Source organism: Paenibacillus sp. OV219 (genome assembly GCF_900110075.1).
GTDB lineage: Bacteria > Bacillota > Bacilli > Paenibacillales > Paenibacillaceae > Paenibacillus_Z.
In genome coordinates, this window is sequence record NZ_FOCJ01000004.1 from 216,589 (window position 1) to 234,777 (window position 18,189).

An 18,189-nucleotide genomic window follows, 5' to 3' on the forward strand; every position below is an offset into this window, starting at 1 on the left:
CCCCTTTCACCTCGTAATCATGCTACCTCGCGATTACACTATAGCTCCGGCCTATGGCGCGGCGATAGTCACTCTTTGTTAGATAAGTGTCTTTAGCGCACATTCGTAAGCAGCAGCCCGATACAAGTGCGATTAAGCCACTTACCGCCATAGCCCATAGCGATAATAATGTTTACAATATAATAAAACAGTTAACAAAATATCTTGTTTATGCAAATGATTGCGTTTACACTAGTGGTGAAAGCTACATACATGGGGGGTTATGGCGTGAAGCTAGAGCTAGGCAGTCCGCTCACCGATTATCTCAGCGGCGGCAAGCTGCCGTTCTCATTCGTTTACGGCGGAGAGTCGTCGGAGAACATGATAAGTCGGTTTATGATGAGCGAGAAGGCATCAAGCGACAACGGGGTCAGTCAGATTGAACGTTTGTACGAGGATGAAATGACGGGGCTGCAATGCAAATTGGTATGCAAAAGCTACTCCGGAGGCATTAGCGAATGGGTCGTAACCTTCCGCAATCGCTCCGAGCAGAATCTGCCGATTCTCGAGCATGTGAAGGCGATTGACCTACAATATGAGCTGCCGCAATCCAAAGACGCTATTCTTCATTATTCCAAAGGCTCCAGCAATCAATATGATGACTTCATGCCGCAGCGCATCCAGATGAAGGACCGCGAGCTCCACCGCTTCACGCCAGTAGGAGGCCGCTCATCGAATGGTGTCCTGCCTTTCTTTAACTTGCAGCAGGAGGAACTTGGACTTATCATCGCGGTCGGCTGGTCAGGGCAATGGTCGGCAGAGCTGACATGTCCCACTCAGAACCGGTTCGCGGTTCGCGCCGGCCAAGCGAATCTTCGCCTCTCGCTGCTGCCTGGGGAAGAGATTCGCACCCCGAGCATCGTTCTCGTGCCTTGGACGGGCAGCAACCGAATGGACGGACAGAACAAGCTGCGCCGCTTTATTATCGAGCACAAAACACCGAAGGTAGAAGGCGAAACGATTACCGGACCGATCACAGTCGGCTCGTGGGGAGGAACGGAGACGGCCGTTCATCTGAACCGGATTCGCGCCGTGAAGGAGCTGGAATTGCCTTATAACTACTATTGGGTCGATGCAGGCTGGTATGGCGATTCGAACGCCGATACCTCCGACGAGTTTACCGGAGAATGGTATCGTCAAGCCGGTGACTGGAACTATCACCGCAAGTATTACCCGGATGGCGTGAGAGTCGTGAGCGACGCGGCTCGCGAATCGGGCCTGAAGTTCCTGCTCTGGATGGAGCCGGAGCGCGCCATCTACGGCAAACCGATTACGCTCGAGCATCCGGAGTGGTATGTCGGTAACAAGGTAGAGGGCGAGAGTCTGCTGCTCAATCTCGGGCAACCGGAAGCGTTGGAATGGCTGATTGGAATGATTTCGGGGATCATCGCAGAACACGGCATCGATCTGTTCCGCCAAGACTTCAATTTCAACCCACTTCCTTACTGGGAAAGCATCGACACGCCGGATCGCATCGGCGCTGCCGAAGCGCATTATGTACAAGGGTTGTACACGTTCTGGGACGAGCTTCTTCGAAGGCACCCCGGTCTCATCATCGATAACTGCGCAAGCGGCGGACGCCGAATCGATATCGAGACGACATCGCGCAGCATCCCGCTATGGCGAAGCGATGTGCAGTGCGTTCCTTCCGACCCGATTGCCGCGCAAACGCATGGCTTTGGCTTATCGTATTGGATTCCGCTCAGCGGAACAGCAGCGCGATCTTCGGCGCCCTATGACGCGCGAAGCATTCTCTCAGCCGCCGCTGGCCTATCACCGTACTTCCAGACCGATGGAACAGTCGTCCCGGACTTCCCCGTCGATGAGCTTCGCGATCGACTACAAGAATATAGCCGGGCAAGAGCGTTCTTCGCGGGCGATTTCTATCCGCTCACGGATTGCTCGATCTCTCCACAGGTATGGCTGGCGTATCAGATGGACCGCCCGGACCTCGGCCAAGGCATTGTAGCCGCTTTCCGCAGACAAGAGAGCCCTTTTGTAACCGCGATCTTCCAGCTGCAAGGCATTGATACGGAGGAGAATTACGAGTTGGAGGACGCGGATACGAAAGAAATCCAAGTCATTCGCGGGTCAGCGCTGCAATCGCTGCAGGTCGAGATTGGGCAATGCAGGCAGAGCAAGCTGTATTTTTATCGTAAGCAATAATGTTTGCGCGGCGAGCGGGTTTGACTCGCTCTGAGAGAACGTATAAGTTCTCTCGGCGGTTTGATGGGTTGATTTTGGTGCTGAGAGAGCATATTGGTTCTCTCAGCACCATTTTTTTCGCGGCGAGCGCGTTTATCCTGCGTGAGAGAGTGGATTTGGGCTCTCTTGTTCTAGTCTTGCATCATTCCGTGACGCCCATGCTTTTAATATTGGTTTTCACATGAATACGGACATCTGCATCTGCGAACGCAGTCCCCCATTCATTCTGAATGTTCTTCCAACTTTTATATTGATATGCCCGGGCGTAGAGGCCGAATCCGAACGGATCGACCGACTTTGTCTGGCATTTACGGATTAACGCTTCCATTTGCTTCGTAAGCTCAGCTGCGGTGATTTTCTCAATTTCGGTTTTGTTGTTCCTAGTAAGATTGAGATCCACCATCTGCAATGTAGTGATGACAATGTTGAGTTTTAAATCAATATCAAACTGGAACCTTCCGTTCACTACCGCGGTACGCACTTTTCTCTTGTACGTGGCCACATCGAATGCAATAGCGTCCTTAATCGTAGCTTCTTTGTCGCTGTCCTCCTCATCCTTCGTAGAACCCAAAACGATGACCATTGAAGGTACGCCATGGATTTGACCTTGTAAAATCAACAGAAGCGTACTTTCCTGAAGAGAAAGCTGACCCACCATCGCATCCTTCTTATTTAAGAGCGCTGTTCCCGTTACGAAGATATTATCCTTCTCTTTCTTTATGAGCGATAAGGAAGGGGTCATGCCCTTCTCTTTCATCTGCCGACGCAGCTCCTGCAAGTTTGTTAATACGGTGATATTCGTCTGGTTCGATGTATCGATCAGCTTGCTCATATGCAAAGAGAGACGCGGCTTATCCGCAGGCTTAAATTCAAAAATCTCCTTTACAGGTCCATCAACGATGATTGCTCTCGACGTTTCCGTCAGCCTCGGAACGCGATAGAATATATCGAATAAGGTAAACCAGTCCTTCTGCTGAAGCAGCCGCTTGCCGATTAAGATCGTTTGCAGCTTCCCTCCGGTCGTAATCCCGGTTAGTACCGCATCGAATTTGGTGCGTGAAAGCCGTATCGTATCGGCGGTTACAGCTACCGTCTCCGACTTTTCCTTTGCCTCTCGGGAGAAAACAGGACTTTGCAAATAAACCAATAGCTGGCCGTTATCATCCACGTCGAGCCCTAACATGAGGGAAATCGAGGCGTCCTCCAAATTCATCTGATCATAGCAGCCGGGCAGCAGCAGCGTACATAACAGGACAAGTGCGATTTGGTAGAGCCGATTCATCTAGAGCGCCCCCTTACGGCCGAAAATGCTTGTATAACCGAGCAGGAAGAACGGAAAAGCAAAAGCGATGATCCAGCCCGATGTGCCAAACCAATCCAACATCAGCTTCATCGCTTGAAACGATGGCTTGTAGAACGTGAAGAGCAGGAGCATCCCGATGGAGATGAGCTTCACGAATGGCACATGGTCTTCCCTCCCGGCCAGTCTGCTGAGCCCGAATGTCGCTGCGAACAAATAATGGGTCCATACTCTAATCGCCAAGAAGACGTAAGCCACTAGAACAACAACCTCGACGCGTTCCAGAAAGCGGAACTCCATTACTTTCAGCACTTTCAACGTCGGATATTGATACGAAATAATATCATCGGGCGAGAAGAATAAAAAGGAAATGATGGTGACGATTAAATAAAGGAGCAGCGTAATGCTGTTCCCGATGATAATACCTAAAGCTGCCCTTTCTTTATGCTTCAAGAAGGGATAGAGAACGAAGCTCATCTCAAAGCCAAGGAAAGAAAGCCCTGTCGTATCGACGCCTTGCAGCACAGGTTCCCAACCCTCTTTAAGCATCGGCAGCATATGCAGCCAGTGGGAATTCTTCAATGGATACAAATAGACAAGCAGCAGCCACAAGAAGCCCCAGAAGCTTATTTCCGCGTATCTGCCGAGTATGCGCACTTGATTGCGGGCAAGGTTGTACGTTGGCACTAAGAACAGCAGCACCATCAAGAAGTTGGGCGTATTCGCGAGCAGCTCGACTTTGAAAAAACCGACCAATGCCATAAAAGCAATTAAAAAACCGAACAGGAAGTACGCAATGATTACCGCATTCATGATGGAGCCGAGCACTTTGCCGAAGTAGCGGGGGATCAGATCATACACGGTTTGATCGGGATGCTTCTTCATGACATGAGTGATGACCAAGCTGGCAAGCACGGCAAGCGCCCATCCAAACAGGAGGGAAATCCACCCGTCCGTTCCGGCACGCTTAGCTAAATCCGTCGGAAGCGACATCAGGCCGAACCCCACTTGCGAGCCATGGATCATAAAGATGTATTGAAATAGCGTAATATCATTCAATGCGTACTTCTTCAACCGTTTCCACCTCGATTATTGCCATGCTTGCGCCTCTGAATCGCTCTCGAGCTGAGTGGCCGATTCACCATTTTCCACATCGGCAGCCGAATGAGCGTATCCTTCATATCCGCGAATCGGAGCGGACTGAAAGGAGCAAAATAAGGGGTGCCAAGCGACTCCAATGCGATTAAATGTCCGAGCACCACGAGCATGCCTATGCCGACGCCTAGCATCCCATATACGAATGCGGCTAGCATCATCGGGAAGCGGATTAAGCGGATCGCCGCAGACATATCATTATTCGGAATAATAAAAGAGGACAGCGCTGTTAGTGACACGACGATAACCATGATATTGCTGACAACTCCCGCCTGCACAGTCGCTTGTCCGATAACGATCGCGCCAACGATGCCCACCGTCTGCCCGATTGGCGCCGGAAGCCTAATCCCGGCCTCCTTTAGCATTTCGAGCGTTAGCTCCATAATCAAAGCCTCTATTATAGGCGGAAACGGAACGCCTTGCCTTGATTGACCTACTGACAACAGCAGCTTAAGAGGGATGACTTCGAAATTGTATGAAATGACTGCGATATAGAAGGCGGGCAGGAATATGGTGACAAAGAACGCACCAAACCGAAGGAGCCGAATAAACGATGAAACCTGCCACCGGATGCTGTAATCATCGATGCTTTGGAAGAACATTGCAAAATTAGCCGGACCGATCAGCACCTCAGGCGACTTATCCACGACCACTGCCAGCCTGCCCTGCAAAATTTGCGAAGCGACGGAATCGGGACGCTCGGTTGTCGTGAATTGAGGAAACGGTGAGTACGGATTATCTTCGATGTATTCTTCCAGCTCGCCGGTAGACAGGATGGCGTCGATATCGACTTGCTTAATTCGGTCGACCAATTCCTGCAGCACTTCGGGATTCGCCACGTCTGCTAGATATAAGATGCTGACAGTGGTCAATCCTCGTTCGCCGACTTGAATTTCGATTATTTTCATTTCCCGGTTCTGGATATATCGCCTGATAAGCGCGATATTTTGACTGCTGGTTTCAATGAAGCCTTGGTGAGCGCCTTTGAGCGAAGCCTCCAATTGCGGATCTTCAATCGCCCTCTGCGGCCATCCATGCGTGTCTAATAGATAAGCAGTGCCCGTATTCTCAACGAACAAGACACTCCCACCTTGCAGAACGCCCTTCTCGATTTGATAGAGATCAGTTACAGTCTTAATCCGGCCAACGGTGACGATATTCTCGATTTGAGGGTCAGCCGCCGTTTCATGCATAAGAGGCCGGAGCACATCATGATTGACGGCTACCTTGTCCGATAAACTATCCAGATAGATGAGCGCGGCCCGTTCACCGGTTGCTCTGATCGGAAAACGACGCGTAACTAAATCAGGCGACTGGCTGAGGCATGCCTGCAGTTCCGTAATATTGCTTTCCATATCCGCGCTGAGCGGCTGGGCCCCATGCGTATCTTGCGTACGGGCAGGCGACGGTGATGACGGCTTATGCTGCCGGCGCTTACCTCTTAGCATGCTGCGAAAGAATCCCACTAGCGTATCACCTCCTCGAAAAATAGTCTGCGCTGCAATTATTGTGCATTTGGAATGGATAATTTATGCAATAAAAAAAACGATCGCTCCCTGCTGCGTGCAGGGAAACGATCGCCTATTAATTATATTTCCAAACCGTCATACGCGACCTGAACGTTGAAGCCGCTCTGATCGAATACCAATTGCATGTCATCATGCAGCAGATCGTGCTTGTGATTAATATGCGTCGCATAAATGGGAGTTTGTGCATCAATAAGCCCGATGGCCTGCATACGTTCCAGCATAAGGAGAAAATTCGGAATGTCGAGATGGCCTTCCACGTGCATCCCGCGGTCTTGTCTGCCGCCAAACGTACACTCCATGATGAGCATGTCGAGCTTCTTGCCCTCTAGATAGCCCCAAGTTTCCTCACTGTACCAGCCGGTATCGCTTGCATACAATATCCTCTTCCCACTCTGCAAAACAATCAAATAATTATTGGCCAGCTCACCTTCACCGAATGCACGATGGCTTCCTTTGACAGGTGTTACGAGCAGCTCCCCAATCGAATACGTTTCGTAGTATTCAAGCGGTACCAAGACGTATCTGCTCTTTAGTTCCGATCTTTGTTCCTTGGATAGATGTGTTGAATAGCCATCCATTAACCGTTCAGCCCATGAGAGCGCAGGCTTGCTTAAATAGATGTTCAGCGGCCTCGGGTGTGGATCAACCGCGCATTCCTTGGCAATAATTTCGGCAAGATCGAAATGGTCCTCGTGCGTATGCGTAATCAGTAGATGCTCCAGATCAAACACATCCAGACCCAGCGTATTCATCTGAGAAAAAATATCCGGACTAAAGTCAATCTGATGCTTCCCGTCAATGCGGAAGGACGATCTTGTGCGAATGTCCTTGCCCCTTCGCTTCCTTACTTCGTTGCAGTAATCACAGCGGCAATAGTAACATGGAAGTCCTTCGGCAGCGCCAGTACCTAAAAATATCATATTCAAGATACGGTTCCTCCTGGGAGTTTAACTTCTAATCGGTCTTTTTTAAAGGATACCTTACGGCAGGTGCTATTAAAAGCCCCTTCATCCATCATGCTTTAACCTGGGAACTCATTTCAAAAGATGCAGATGGTTGAGATACTGGAAGCATCCCAACGGTATCCATATCCAATACAAATTCAAAAGAAACGATTTGATTCAATGCCATCATAAGCTGATCGTGACCTGGGGTTTTCAGGCTAAAGCATAGCTGCACGGTCTCTTTACGATTATCAGTGCCTTCATGATCCAATTTCATTCTGATATTGCTAATTTGAATCTTGTATTCGCCTAGCTTCGAAGAAATCAAGCCGAGCACGCCGGGGTAATCCAATGCGTTGATGTTAACTTCAACGTTTCTGCGGCGTCTCATAATATACCGTTCTAATTTGTTAAACAACAGCAGGCTGATCAGAACAATGAGCGTTGAGAAAATGGCAGCATACAAATAACCAGCGCCGACACATAAACCAATCGCTGCGACTACCCACACCGATGCGGCGGTGGTCAGACCGCTTATCATAGATCCGTTTCTCATGATGGCGCCGGCACCAAGAAAGCCTATCCCGCTAATAACCTGTGCCGCTAATCTGGCCGGGTCCATACTTACATGCGGCTCGCCTACAAAGTCTGAAAAACCATACATAGATAGAAGCATAATGGTCGTCGATCCGAGACAAACGAGGATATGGGTGCGGAATCCAGCAGCGTGATTATTCCATTCCCGCTCAATCCCGATTAATCCGCCTAACAAGACTGCAATCCCCAACCGCATTAAAAGCTCAACATGTATAATCGGTGAGCCACCACTCGGAGGAATCGCCTAATGAGAAAGCATCCATCAGTTCAGGCTGATTCTGTGACGGGACGTGAATCGGCTGCTCAAGCTCCACCTTATTTCCTTCCAGACGGATCCAGGTCTCGAAGTCGCGAGCTCCCTCGCGGAGCTGGATGATCCTAGCCCCTCTTGCAAATCCCGCCATGCCGTAAGCATTGTATCCTGACCCCCTGCCGTAACAAAGGCGGACGCCGTACCAGTCACCGTAAAAATCATTGATATGATCGTGTCCGGCGAATGTTCCTAGCATATCCTGCTGTTCCACCATCGCTGCGCCAAACCCAGAGTTGATGATCGGAGGGATGAAATCCTCATATTTGACACCGTAGCAAATCTCGTTATCCCAGACCTGCTTGTATTCAGGGATAGGAATATGGAAGAATGCCAAGGATGGCATCGGTCCGCCGTATTCTGCGGATAGCTTCTTGGATTGCTCTATATACCAGTTAATTTGACTTGGACGAATCCAATCATAGCCCCCCACCGAAGCAGGCGCATTGCTTCCGGAGTCAAGGAAATATAAGGCGAAAGCAGCTTGGCCATCGGCTCCATTAACGGGAAGAATGAAATTCCCAAACCCGAAGATGTCTTCCGGTCCCGGTTCGGAGAGGCAATTCGCACAACCTAGCTGAAGCTCCATAAGCTCCTCACGGGTAACAATTCTCTCTGTATCATGATTACCGAAAACAGCTGCCCAAGGAATACCGGACGCTTCGACACAGGAGACAGCTTCAAGAAACGAGCGTTTTGGATCATCGCTGTAATTGGCATAAACAATATCGCCCGTGAAGACGACGAGATCTGGCTTCTCTTCGCGCAAAACTTCTTGCATCAAGGATTGAGTACGCAAATCCAGCAATCCGCCGCTAGACCAATGAAGATCGGTAAATTGAACGATTTTAAACGTGCCGTCTTGCCTAAAGAACAGACTCTTCTTCAGTGCCATAAGGGATCTTCCTCTCCTTGTTTCACTTCTTCAAATCGTTTTGCTCTTGAAGCTTACCAAGAATTGCATCGCCTGCTGCCAGCGATAGCGGATTTCCCCACGATAATCGGAAGACCAACGTGGTTCAAACACGTTCTTTAAGACCGAGCTGCTCGTTATCTCTTCATATGTCCACCAACCACAAGCCTCGCCAAGCAGGTAAGCTATGCCCAGCGCCGTCGTATCGCTTAGTTCTTTCCGTTCTACCGGAATACCGCTAATGTCAGCCTGAAACTGCATTAAGTAATCGCTTTGAGAGAGTCCCCCATCCGTGCAGAGAACGGAGATCTGCCGGCCGGACGCATCTTTCATCACATCCATAACATCGGTAACCGAATGAGCAATTCCTTCCAGTATCGCGCGCGTCAGTGTTTCTTTGTCAGAATGGAGCGTTAATCCAAGAAACATGCCTGCAGCCGCGGGATTCCAATGAGGAGCCGCCAAGCCGCTAAGTGCCGGGATAAACATGACCTCGTGATTCAATGTAGCGGTATTCCGCTCCGATAACGCGTTATACCATCGATCCGACCAGCTGTTCAGTTCACCTAAATCCCCGTATAATCCGAGCTCATCCCGAGCCCAATCCAGTGCGGAGCCAGCAGATAGCACGCCTCCATCTAATGCATAGGTGACCTCGTTATCGTTCTTCTCCCAAGCAATTGTCGATAATAAACCTTTCGTTCGATTCGTTGGCGTTATAACGCTGCCTGTATTCATATAGACAAAACAGCCCGTTCCATAGGTGCACTTCGTCATTCCGGGCTCCAGACAGCGATGTCCATAGAGAGATGCCGGTTGATCTACCATGCTGACTAGAACGGGCGCTTGAATGCCGCAGAAGTTAACCGGATCGGTGACGCCATAGGAATGGACGGAAGGCAATACTTCCGGCAGCCACTCTATATCAATCTCGAGGTAGCCGGTAATATCCGGATCCCATTGTTTCTTCTGAATATCGAATAATAATGTCCTTGCCGCTGTCGAGCTGTCTGTCACATAACAACCTTTGTTTCCGGTCATCTGATTGATCAGCCATGAATCCAATGTGCTGCAGCGCGCCCTCCCCTGACGGATCGCTTCACGTACTTCCGGTATTTCATCCATCATCCAACGGATTTTCGTAGCGCTAAAATACGGGTCAATGTTCAGTCCTGTTCGTTCTCCAACTAGCTCCGGCCATCGGCCGTCCCTCGACCATCGCTCCGCGATTGCTAACGAACGCTTGCACGACCACAAGATCGCGGGACTAATTGGTTCCCCAGTCTGATTATCCCAAAACAGCGATGTCTCACCTTGGTTTGACAACCCTACCGCTTCAATCTGACCGGCATGTGCCGAGACTGACTTTAAAGCCTCACTTACACATTGCTGTAACCGACTCCATATCTCTTTTGAATCATGCTGAGCCCATCCGGGCAACGGGTAGTATTGTGTATGGCGCTGATAGCTCTGCGAGATGATACGACCTTCCGCATTAAGAAGCAGCACCTTGGTCCCTGTTGTCCCTTGATCTATGGCTAACAGCAGCTTCTGGGTCATGAGTCTATGACGCCTCCATCCGCAATGACTACCTCCACACCACTTTCGCGTAGTTGACCAATCAGCGCTTCCGGCGCTTTCGAATCCGTAATGACCAAATCCATATCTTTTATCGACGCAACTTTTGTGAATGCAACCACACTAAATTTGGAATGATCGGCAAGTGTAATCTTCATTCCCGCTCTCTGAAGAACGAGGCTCCTAATTTCCGCTTCCCCGATGTGGAAGTCGGTAAATCCATTTTCCTTGGAAATGCCGCCAACACCAATGAAAGCCTTGTCTACGAAGAAATCTTCAATTGTTTTGCGAGCAATAGGCCCGGATAATGACAGCTCTCCTGGTCGTAATTCGCCTCCGCAAAGAATAACCTTAGCACTGGGATGTTTGGACATTTCCAATGCTACGAGTAAAGCGGACGTGATCACCGTAATATTGCGTTTCTGCATGAGCTCTTCGGCGAAAAGCAGTGTGGTCGTGCCAAGATCGATGTAAATGGCATCGCCATCCTCGACAAAGCTAGCCGCTTTGCGCGCAATGGCTTGCTTCTCTTGGACATTCCAGATGGCTCTCTTGGAATACACCGGCTCTTCGTTCGCTTTATTGAGCATGGCCCCCCCATGTACTTTTGTAATCAATCCTTGTTTCTCCAGCTCATACAAATCCCGTCGAATGGTCTCCCGCGTTACTCCATAGTGAGAAGCAATCTCCGCGATTTTCACTGTCTGATTGTTCTTAAGTCTTTGTACAATCTGCTCTTGCCTTACATTCTGGAACACGATGCGCACCATACCTTTCGGACTGATCGATTTCGGTCTAATTGAATATTTTCTTTACGTTATCGGCGAATTCAATTGCCGACTTCTCCACTGTTTTGCGTATCAATATTTCACCGAGTGATGCGAGCCTTCCGGTCATTTGAACATCCATCTCATAAGTGACGATCGTTTCATCGGGTACCGGAGAATCGAAGTGTACATTGAGGCGATTCCGGAACACCCCAGCCAACGCCACGGGCTTACCGCTCATCTCTACTTGAATGGATTCGTTCTCTACTGACTCTTGCAATTCGCCAACAGCTTTGAAAGCAAGCGTCATAAACTGAATTTTAACTTCCATCTCCGCTTCATATTGGGTTGGTGAGAGGACTTTTATATTTTTGACTCCAGATACACATCCAGCCAATTTCTCTGCATCCATAAAGACGGCAAACACATGACTTCTATCCGACGGTACACGAAATGAACCATGAAAGATCATCGCGGGCAATCCCTTCTATATCAAATTAGCAGCTTTTCCATCACCTGTTGGGCAAGTTCTATGGAGTTCAAATGATTGTCATCCCCAACTGTTGTGCAACTGCCGGCTGCGAATACACCTGTTATGTTCGTCCGGCCGTATTGATCAATCTTCACGGCCATTGCCGAATCCCGTTCGATAACGCCACCTTTAAGGAAAAAGGTACCCGGCAGCCGGCCTTCGTTATAGATTAGCGTATCGCAATGAAGAAACTCTTCAGTCCCGGTCACTCGGTTGCGAACGACTATTCCCTCGACGCGCGACGAACCTTTAATATGGATTACGTCGTACTGCTGCTCATCCAACATTGTAAGCTGACAATTGCGCGAACGAAGCATCTGTGCGAGACTCATTGCGATCCGCCCAGAATTGAACTGAATGATGCGTTCCCCTGGCTTAAAACCACGTTCCAACAGTTGGGCAGCCATTATCGGTGTCATGACGCCTGCCGGACGATCACCGGCAATTCGGTGGGCTTCGCGCGGCTTCTCAAGCGCCCCTGAAGCAATTAGTACTTTGCGTGCTTTCAGAGTGAGATTCTGATTGGGAGTCTGCACAATGACTTTGTTGCTTTTGTCCTTGTTATTCGCGAACAACCCAATTGCGGTAGACTGGGTCCAAATCGGATAAGGTAGGTTACGAGCGCGGTCCAGCAGTTTGCGCTCCTTCTCGAAGTCTGATGAATCCATATAAAAACGGGTAAAGCCTCCAATTTCCTTCTGATAGTCGATAAGCAATACCTGCTCATAGCCTTTATTATGAGCTTCGATTGCAGCCGTAAGACCAGATATACCCGCGCCGATAATCAACAGCTGCCACTCATCCACTTAGTTTCCCTCCTTCAACGCGACATAAGAACGCCTAATCCCCTTTAGAGGCTGCCATGGGTGCTGATCGTTCTTATGCTCAACGAACATATCCATAATCTTCGGTATGCAGCAATTTCCCTGGCATTCTCCGAGCATTGCGCCAGTTCGGCGTTTAATGCCATCTATTGTCAGAGCTTCGACTGGTCTATGGAGCGCATTGGCAATTTCGCCGCGTGTCACTGATCGGCAGTAGCATACGATCTCGCCCGATCCACTCTCATTATCTTCCACAAACAGGTCCGGTAATTCTTGCCCGGCTTCCGAGTTTGGTTGCAGGGATAACCCCGACAGGCTGAGCTGTTCCAGAACAAGCTGGGCAATTCCAGGAGATGAGGAAATGCCTGTTGAACGGATGCCCGCTGCGTGAATCATCGCCTTGCTCTTGCTGGATGGACGAATGACGAAGTCTCCTTCGCTGCATGCAGCCCGTACTCCAGCGAACTGCCGAATACTACTATAGGATCTGGAATCCGGCAGCAGCTTCTCGCAGCCGGCCAGCACACTTTCGAGCCCTTCATTGCTTGTCGAGCGATCCCACTTATCCTCTTGATCTTCAGCGGTCGGTCCCAGCAGGAACCCTCCAAATACAACGGGAGCGACCAAAATCCCCTTGGATTTAGCATTTGGCACAGGCAGTACAATTTGTGAGATCGGCAAGGGGTCTTCCGTCAAGATGAACTGGCCTTTTCGCGGAGTGATCGTGAAGCTGTCATCGCCAATCATTCGCGCAATCTCATCGGACCAAAGTCCAGCTGCATTGACAATATAGCTTGCATCTATGAAGCTACCATCCTCCAAGTGAACTCGGAACCGAGACACATCAAGCGATTGTGTCGAATCTCGCATCTCAATGCTTACTACACCGTTGCTTAATGTCAGCTCCGCCCCATTGAGAACTGCCCTTTCGGCAAAAGCACGAGTCGTCCAAAACGGATCGCATATCCCCTCGTTCATAACAAGCAATCCGCCAATTGCTTCCCCAGTCAGTCCCGGATTTGCTTCCAGCAGTTCTTCTTTGCCCAGCCACTGAACCTCTACTCCATTAGCCGCCGCATTTGGTATGTACTTTTGGACAATGACTTCTTTCTCTTCTTCATTTCTCGCCACCATCACAGCACCGCAAGGCAAGAAGGGTATTCGTAAGTTTGCGATTAAATCCGGCCATAGCTCCTGCGAGCGCCTGAGACAATCGGCTTCAATCGTCCCTGGTTTTGCATCGAATCCGGTGTGGATGATTCCACTGTTCGCTTTACTTGTTCCCTCGCAAATATCAGGCTGCTTTTCAATAAGCAGAAGATCGAGCTGGTAGAACGAAAGAGCATGTAAAATTGCACTCCCGACTACTCCGCCTCCTATTACGACTACATCCTTGACCAAATGTGGTTCCATATCGGATGACTCCTTCTCACTCGGGATGCGAATGTGGCATTTTTATCAATTTCAAGCAACAATGTTGCATTATGTGTTGTTTTAAATTCTAATGCAATATAAAACAACGGTCAAATGTTTTTTTATATATTTTTCTTCTTGTACAAGCTCATCCATTAAACTAAAATGGTTCATAATACCACATTCAATCTCTTCAAACCTCCCCCCACGCAGATATACTTACACAATTATGTCAGTTCTAGCAGCAGGCCAATCAACAACATGGAGGGCCGTCATGGACAATTTGAGTTGGATACGAGATAAAGATATTCGCAGAGGCGTCAACGACGCCATTCAAAAAACGCTAACTCCCGCCCTTTCAGAAAAGCTCTTCCCCGGACACTTTATGGTTGAAGCGGACGGCGAGCATTTCGGCCAAACGTGGGTGTTTCCTGGTCTGGATGCTTGGGAGATTTCCGGCGCTTATCTTCTAATGGGCAAGATACGCGCAGTATTGGATTATTTTGATTTCGCCCATGCGTCTCAAAGGGAAGACGGCCATATTCCATTTGCCGTCTTCCCCATTGATAAACCTCCCGTAGCGGAAGGGGCTATTAAGAATATCCGATACCCTGAGGATATGTTTACGTATGCCCCCATTCAAAGGGAAGGTCAACCTCCCCACTCAAACATGTCGGCTCAGCAGTGGATTGGACTCTTCGAGCATTGGGTACCGAACAATCCGCTAGGTGTACTGGGGCCGATATCATATTTGCTGACGGGGGAGGACATCATGTCCTTCACCAATGACGTGAACTGGCTGCGTGAGAAAATCGGCTCGCTCGAGCAAGCCGGACGGTATGTGCTTTCTTGCAAATGCGAGAACGGACTTATAGATGGAGCAGGCTTTTACATGGAAATGTATTCTCGCCATAAATGGGACGGCGTCACGCAATGCTACGCCATCCATGCATTCCACCGCTTGGCCGGGTTGCATCAGAAGCTAGGAGACGAGGAGACTGCAGCCCTCTGGCTCTCGAATGCGAACGAATTACAAACACATTTCCAGGAGTTCTTCTGGCAGGAAGACCATTACGCAGAATATATCCACCCCGAGCATGGGATCGTTGATTTCCACGGCCTAACCGATGTCAATTGGGCAGCGGTCGCCTTTGGTATCGCTGACGAGGAGCAGTCGGCGTTGGTCTGGAATGTTATGACACGCGAGCACCGGTTCTGGCGCGGGGATTTTCCAACTCAGGTCATTTCAGTCGCGTACCTTTTTCGGGATTGGGAAATTGCAGAGCGTATGCCGTTTCAAAGCTTAAGCATGGGAGAGCTTCATGACGTTGCCGCAATGGGCCGAGTTTGGTATCTGGAGGCAATGGCGTGCATACGCATGAACGATACCGCTCGGCTGGTGAAATCAGTTGAGCTTGTCTGCGCGATGGGAGCTCGTTTCGGCGGCTACTGGTTCGAGCGATACCAGCCACTGCAAACTTGGGATGTATTTCCGACAGGTGCGAAGCGATATTGCGAATACGCTGCCATATTGACGAGGATTGTGCTTGGAAATCAGCATATTTTCAGCTGAACGCGATGCTCGTTATACTGTCGAGGATTATGAAAAATAGACTGTTGCGTCTCACAACATTCTGGTTAGTCGTTGAGAGCTTTTAGACCCAAGGAGGATCGTTATGAACCAAAGCATGACCTTAAACGGAAAGTGGAAATTGTACTATGGCTTGGAAGAAGGTGAGATGCCTGCGGTACTAGCAGATGTTAAAGCACGTAATTGGCCCGCCATTGAGGCATCTGTTCCGGGAAATGTGGAACTCGATTTGGTTAGAGCCGGAGTCGAGGACGATCCGTACATAGGGCTTAATCTATATCAATTTAGCAAGTATGAATATTTTCAATGGTGGTTCGAAAGAGAGTTTCAGCTTCAAGACGATTTCCAAGGAAAAGATATTGTGATCAAACTGCACGGACTGGATACATTCGGAACGATATGGGTCAATGACGCGTTAGCGGGAACGACAGATAACATGATGATCGAGCATGAGTGCGATATCACACGCTATGTTCGCTTCGGTGAAACCAACCACATTGCCATCCGGATCGAATCAGCCATGAACAAGATCAGAGACAAAGAATTTCCCGTGAACCTATGTATGTCCGAGCGTCACGACGAATTGGTGTGGCTTCGTAAGCCGGCGCATTCCTTCGGCTGGGACATTGCTCCCCGCTTGCTCTCTGCAGGGATCTGGAGAGATATCGAAATAATAGCCCAGGAGAAGACGCGTCTGACAGATGTGTATTACGCAACGCAACAGTTACACGGAAACAGCGCTCAAATGGCTGTTCGCTATCGATTTACGACCGACAAAACTTATCTCAACGATTTTTCGATCAGAATCAAAGGGGTAAGCGGAGAGCATAGCTTTGAACACGAGGCGAATACGAAATTCGTATCGGACGGATTTTCTTTCGATGTACCGAACCCGAAGCTGTGGTGGCCCAAGGGATACGGGGATGCAAACTTATATGAGGTCACGTTTGTTTTGCTTTATAAGGGACAGCCGATAGATAGCAGAACAGAGAATATCGGCATTAGAGTCCTCGAATTGAAGACCGCATTCGAGCCTGGCGATGCCGGGGAATTCCAAATCATAGCTAACGGCATTCCGATATTCGCCAAAGGTACGAACTGGGTGCCGCTCGATGCTCTGCACAGCCGGGACAAAGAGCGATTGCAGCAAGCACATGATTTGCTCACGGATTTGGGCTGTAACATCGTTCGATGCTGGGGCGGCAACGTTTATGAGGACCATGAATTTTTCGAATTATGTGATCGAAGAGGGATGATGGTTTGGCAGGACTTTGCGATGGCTTGCGCGATTTATCCCCAGAACGAAGAGTTTGCCGATATGATCCGCAAGGAAGCTGTAAGCATCGTCAAAAAAATGCGTAATCATCCCTCGATTCTCCTTTGGGCAGGAGATAATGAGATCGACCAGCTGTACTATCATAAGGGTTACGTCCTTCCCCATTCGCGTTATAACCGAATATCGAGAGACGTGCTTCCGAATGTAGTGGGAAGCCATGACCCATTCAGGAACTATCTGCATTCGTCACCTTATATTCCGGATCACATCATAGGTGATTTGAATGTTCCTGAGCAGCATAACTGGGGACCTCGGGATTATTTCAAGGGGGACTTCTACAAACATACTACCGCACATTTTATTAGTGAAATCGGTTATCATGGTTGCCCTGCTGCATCGTCAATTAAGAAGTTCATTTCGCCTGATCAGTTGTGGCCTTACCAAAACAACGATGAATGGGATACTCACAATACCGAGTATATCCCCTTCGAGAAACGCTACTATAATCGCAACGAGCTGATGGCCAATCAAGTTGAAATTTTATTCGGGCATGTACCTGGCACACTTGAGGAATTTGCATTAGCATCACAGATTTCCCAGGCCGAGGCTAAAAAGTTTTTCGTGGAGATGGTACGTCTTCGCAAGTGGCGCCGGACCGGAGTAATTTGGTGGAATGCCTTAGATTGCTGGCCTCAATTTTCCGATGCCGTAGTCGATTACTACTTCAACAAAAAGCTCGCTTATCATTATCTTAGGAGAGTACAGGCTCCTGTATGTTTGATGATGTCTGAAATCGAAAACTGGCATCATAGAGTTATCCTTGGCAATGATAGTCTTGAAACCGGGCTCGTCTCGTATCATGTCGAGGATGGAGATACAGGGGAGATTCTGCTCCAAGGTCAAGTGATGATGAAAGCGAACGAAAATGTGGAAGTAGGGTCTATCAGGACGATGGAAGGAAAAAAGAGACTCTATCTATTGAAGTGGAAATACAATTCAATCGAATGCGCCAATCACTATATTTCGGGACTTGTTCCGTTTGATTTGAATCAGTACAAGAAATGGCTGACGATCATTGAAGCCTTACCGGAGGCGTTCTCCTCTGAAAAATGCTATTCCTGAAATAAAAAAAAGCACCTCGTTTCGGGTGCTTTTTTGCTTGCCTGGCGTAAGCTCAGACTTCGTTAATCTGCAGTCCGTCATAGGCGACCTGAAC

At 49.1% G+C, this 18,189-nt stretch carries 14 protein-coding genes; 3 read left to right on the forward strand and 11 right to left on the reverse strand.

Features of this window, described 5'->3' with window-relative positions; translation table 11 throughout:
- Positions 1 to 267: 267 nt before the first annotated feature.
- Positions 268 to 2,205, forward strand: a complete 1,938-nt coding sequence (locus tag BMY11_RS12775) for a glycoside hydrolase family 36 protein (RefSeq protein ID WP_177182620.1) — start codon at positions 268 to 270, stop codon at positions 2,203 to 2,205.
- 181 nt (positions 2,206 to 2,386) lie between these two features.
- On the opposite strand, the gene BMY11_RS12780 is transcribed toward BMY11_RS12775, so the two are convergent.
- From BMY11_RS12780 to BMY11_RS12830, 11 genes are all read right to left on the reverse strand, one after another.
- On the reverse strand, positions 2,387 to 3,526 hold the full coding sequence (locus BMY11_RS12780; protein WP_090576210.1) for a Ger(x)C family spore germination protein: 1,140 nt from the start codon (positions 3,524 to 3,526) through the stop codon (positions 2,387 to 2,389).
- Positions 3,527 to 4,618, reverse strand: a complete 1,092-nt coding sequence (locus BMY11_RS12785) for a GerAB/ArcD/ProY family transporter (RefSeq protein ID WP_090576213.1) — start codon at positions 4,616 to 4,618, stop codon at positions 3,527 to 3,529.
- A complete protein-coding gene (locus BMY11_RS12790; protein ID WP_090576769.1) occupies positions 4,615 to 6,147 on the reverse strand; it encodes a spore germination protein in 1,533 nt (510 codons plus the stop codon). Before BMY11_RS12790 ends, BMY11_RS12785 begins: the two co-directional genes overlap by 4 nt.
- Positions 6,148 to 6,287: 140 nt before the next feature.
- On the reverse strand, positions 6,288 to 7,148 hold the full coding sequence (locus tag BMY11_RS12795; RefSeq protein ID WP_256217455.1) for an MBL fold metallo-hydrolase: 861 nt from the start codon (positions 7,146 to 7,148) through the stop codon (positions 6,288 to 6,290).
- Between the two features lie 94 nt (positions 7,149 to 7,242).
- Positions 7,243 to 7,944 (reverse strand): MgtC/SapB family protein, encoded by a 702-nt coding sequence (locus tag BMY11_RS12800; protein WP_371262824.1) that lies wholly within the window; start codon positions 7,942 to 7,944, stop codon positions 7,243 to 7,245.
- A 28-nt stretch (positions 7,945 to 7,972) separates the two neighbouring features.
- Positions 7,973 to 8,974 (reverse strand): metallophosphoesterase family protein, encoded by a 1,002-nt coding sequence (locus tag BMY11_RS12805; RefSeq protein WP_090576222.1) that lies wholly within the window; start codon positions 8,972 to 8,974, stop codon positions 7,973 to 7,975.
- A 30-nt stretch (positions 8,975 to 9,004) separates the two neighbouring features.
- On the reverse strand, positions 9,005 to 10,552 hold the full coding sequence (locus BMY11_RS12810; protein WP_090576225.1) for an FGGY family carbohydrate kinase: 1,548 nt from the start codon (positions 10,550 to 10,552) through the stop codon (positions 9,005 to 9,007).
- Positions 10,549 to 11,328: a DeoR/GlpR family DNA-binding transcription regulator gene (locus BMY11_RS12815; RefSeq protein WP_090576772.1), complete on the reverse strand. Its 780-nt coding sequence runs from the start codon at positions 11,326 to 11,328 to the stop codon at positions 10,549 to 10,551. Before BMY11_RS12815 ends, BMY11_RS12810 begins: the two co-directional genes overlap by 4 nt.
- Before the next feature lie 37 nt (positions 11,329 to 11,365).
- A complete protein-coding gene (locus tag BMY11_RS12820) occupies positions 11,366 to 11,809 on the reverse strand; it encodes an SRPBCC family protein (protein WP_090576228.1) in 444 nt (147 codons plus the stop codon).
- 20 nt (positions 11,810 to 11,829) lie between these two features.
- The gene (locus tag BMY11_RS12825; protein ID WP_090576231.1) at positions 11,830 to 12,675 is read right to left on the reverse strand and encodes an NAD(P)/FAD-dependent oxidoreductase; all 846 of its coding nucleotides are present in this window, start codon (positions 12,673 to 12,675) and stop codon (positions 11,830 to 11,832) included.
- Entirely contained in the window at positions 12,676 to 14,106 is a 1,431-nt protein-coding gene (locus tag BMY11_RS12830) for an NAD(P)/FAD-dependent oxidoreductase (RefSeq protein WP_090576234.1), read from the reverse strand. It abuts the gene before it with no gap.
- Between the two features lie 274 nt (positions 14,107 to 14,380).
- Here BMY11_RS12830 and BMY11_RS12835 point away from each other — a divergent pair, with 274 nt between their 5' ends.
- Together BMY11_RS12835 and BMY11_RS12840 are read left to right on the forward strand one after the other, a co-directional pair.
- The gene (locus BMY11_RS12835; RefSeq protein ID WP_090576237.1) at positions 14,381 to 15,679 is read left to right on the forward strand and encodes a glucosidase family protein; all 1,299 of its coding nucleotides are present in this window, start codon (positions 14,381 to 14,383) and stop codon (positions 15,677 to 15,679) included.
- A 103-nt stretch (positions 15,680 to 15,782) separates the two neighbouring features.
- Complete coding sequence (locus BMY11_RS12840) at positions 15,783 to 18,095, forward strand: glycoside hydrolase family 2 protein (RefSeq protein WP_090576239.1); 2,313 nt, start codon at positions 15,783 to 15,785, stop codon at positions 18,093 to 18,095.
- Positions 18,096 to 18,189 lie beyond the last annotated feature (94 nt).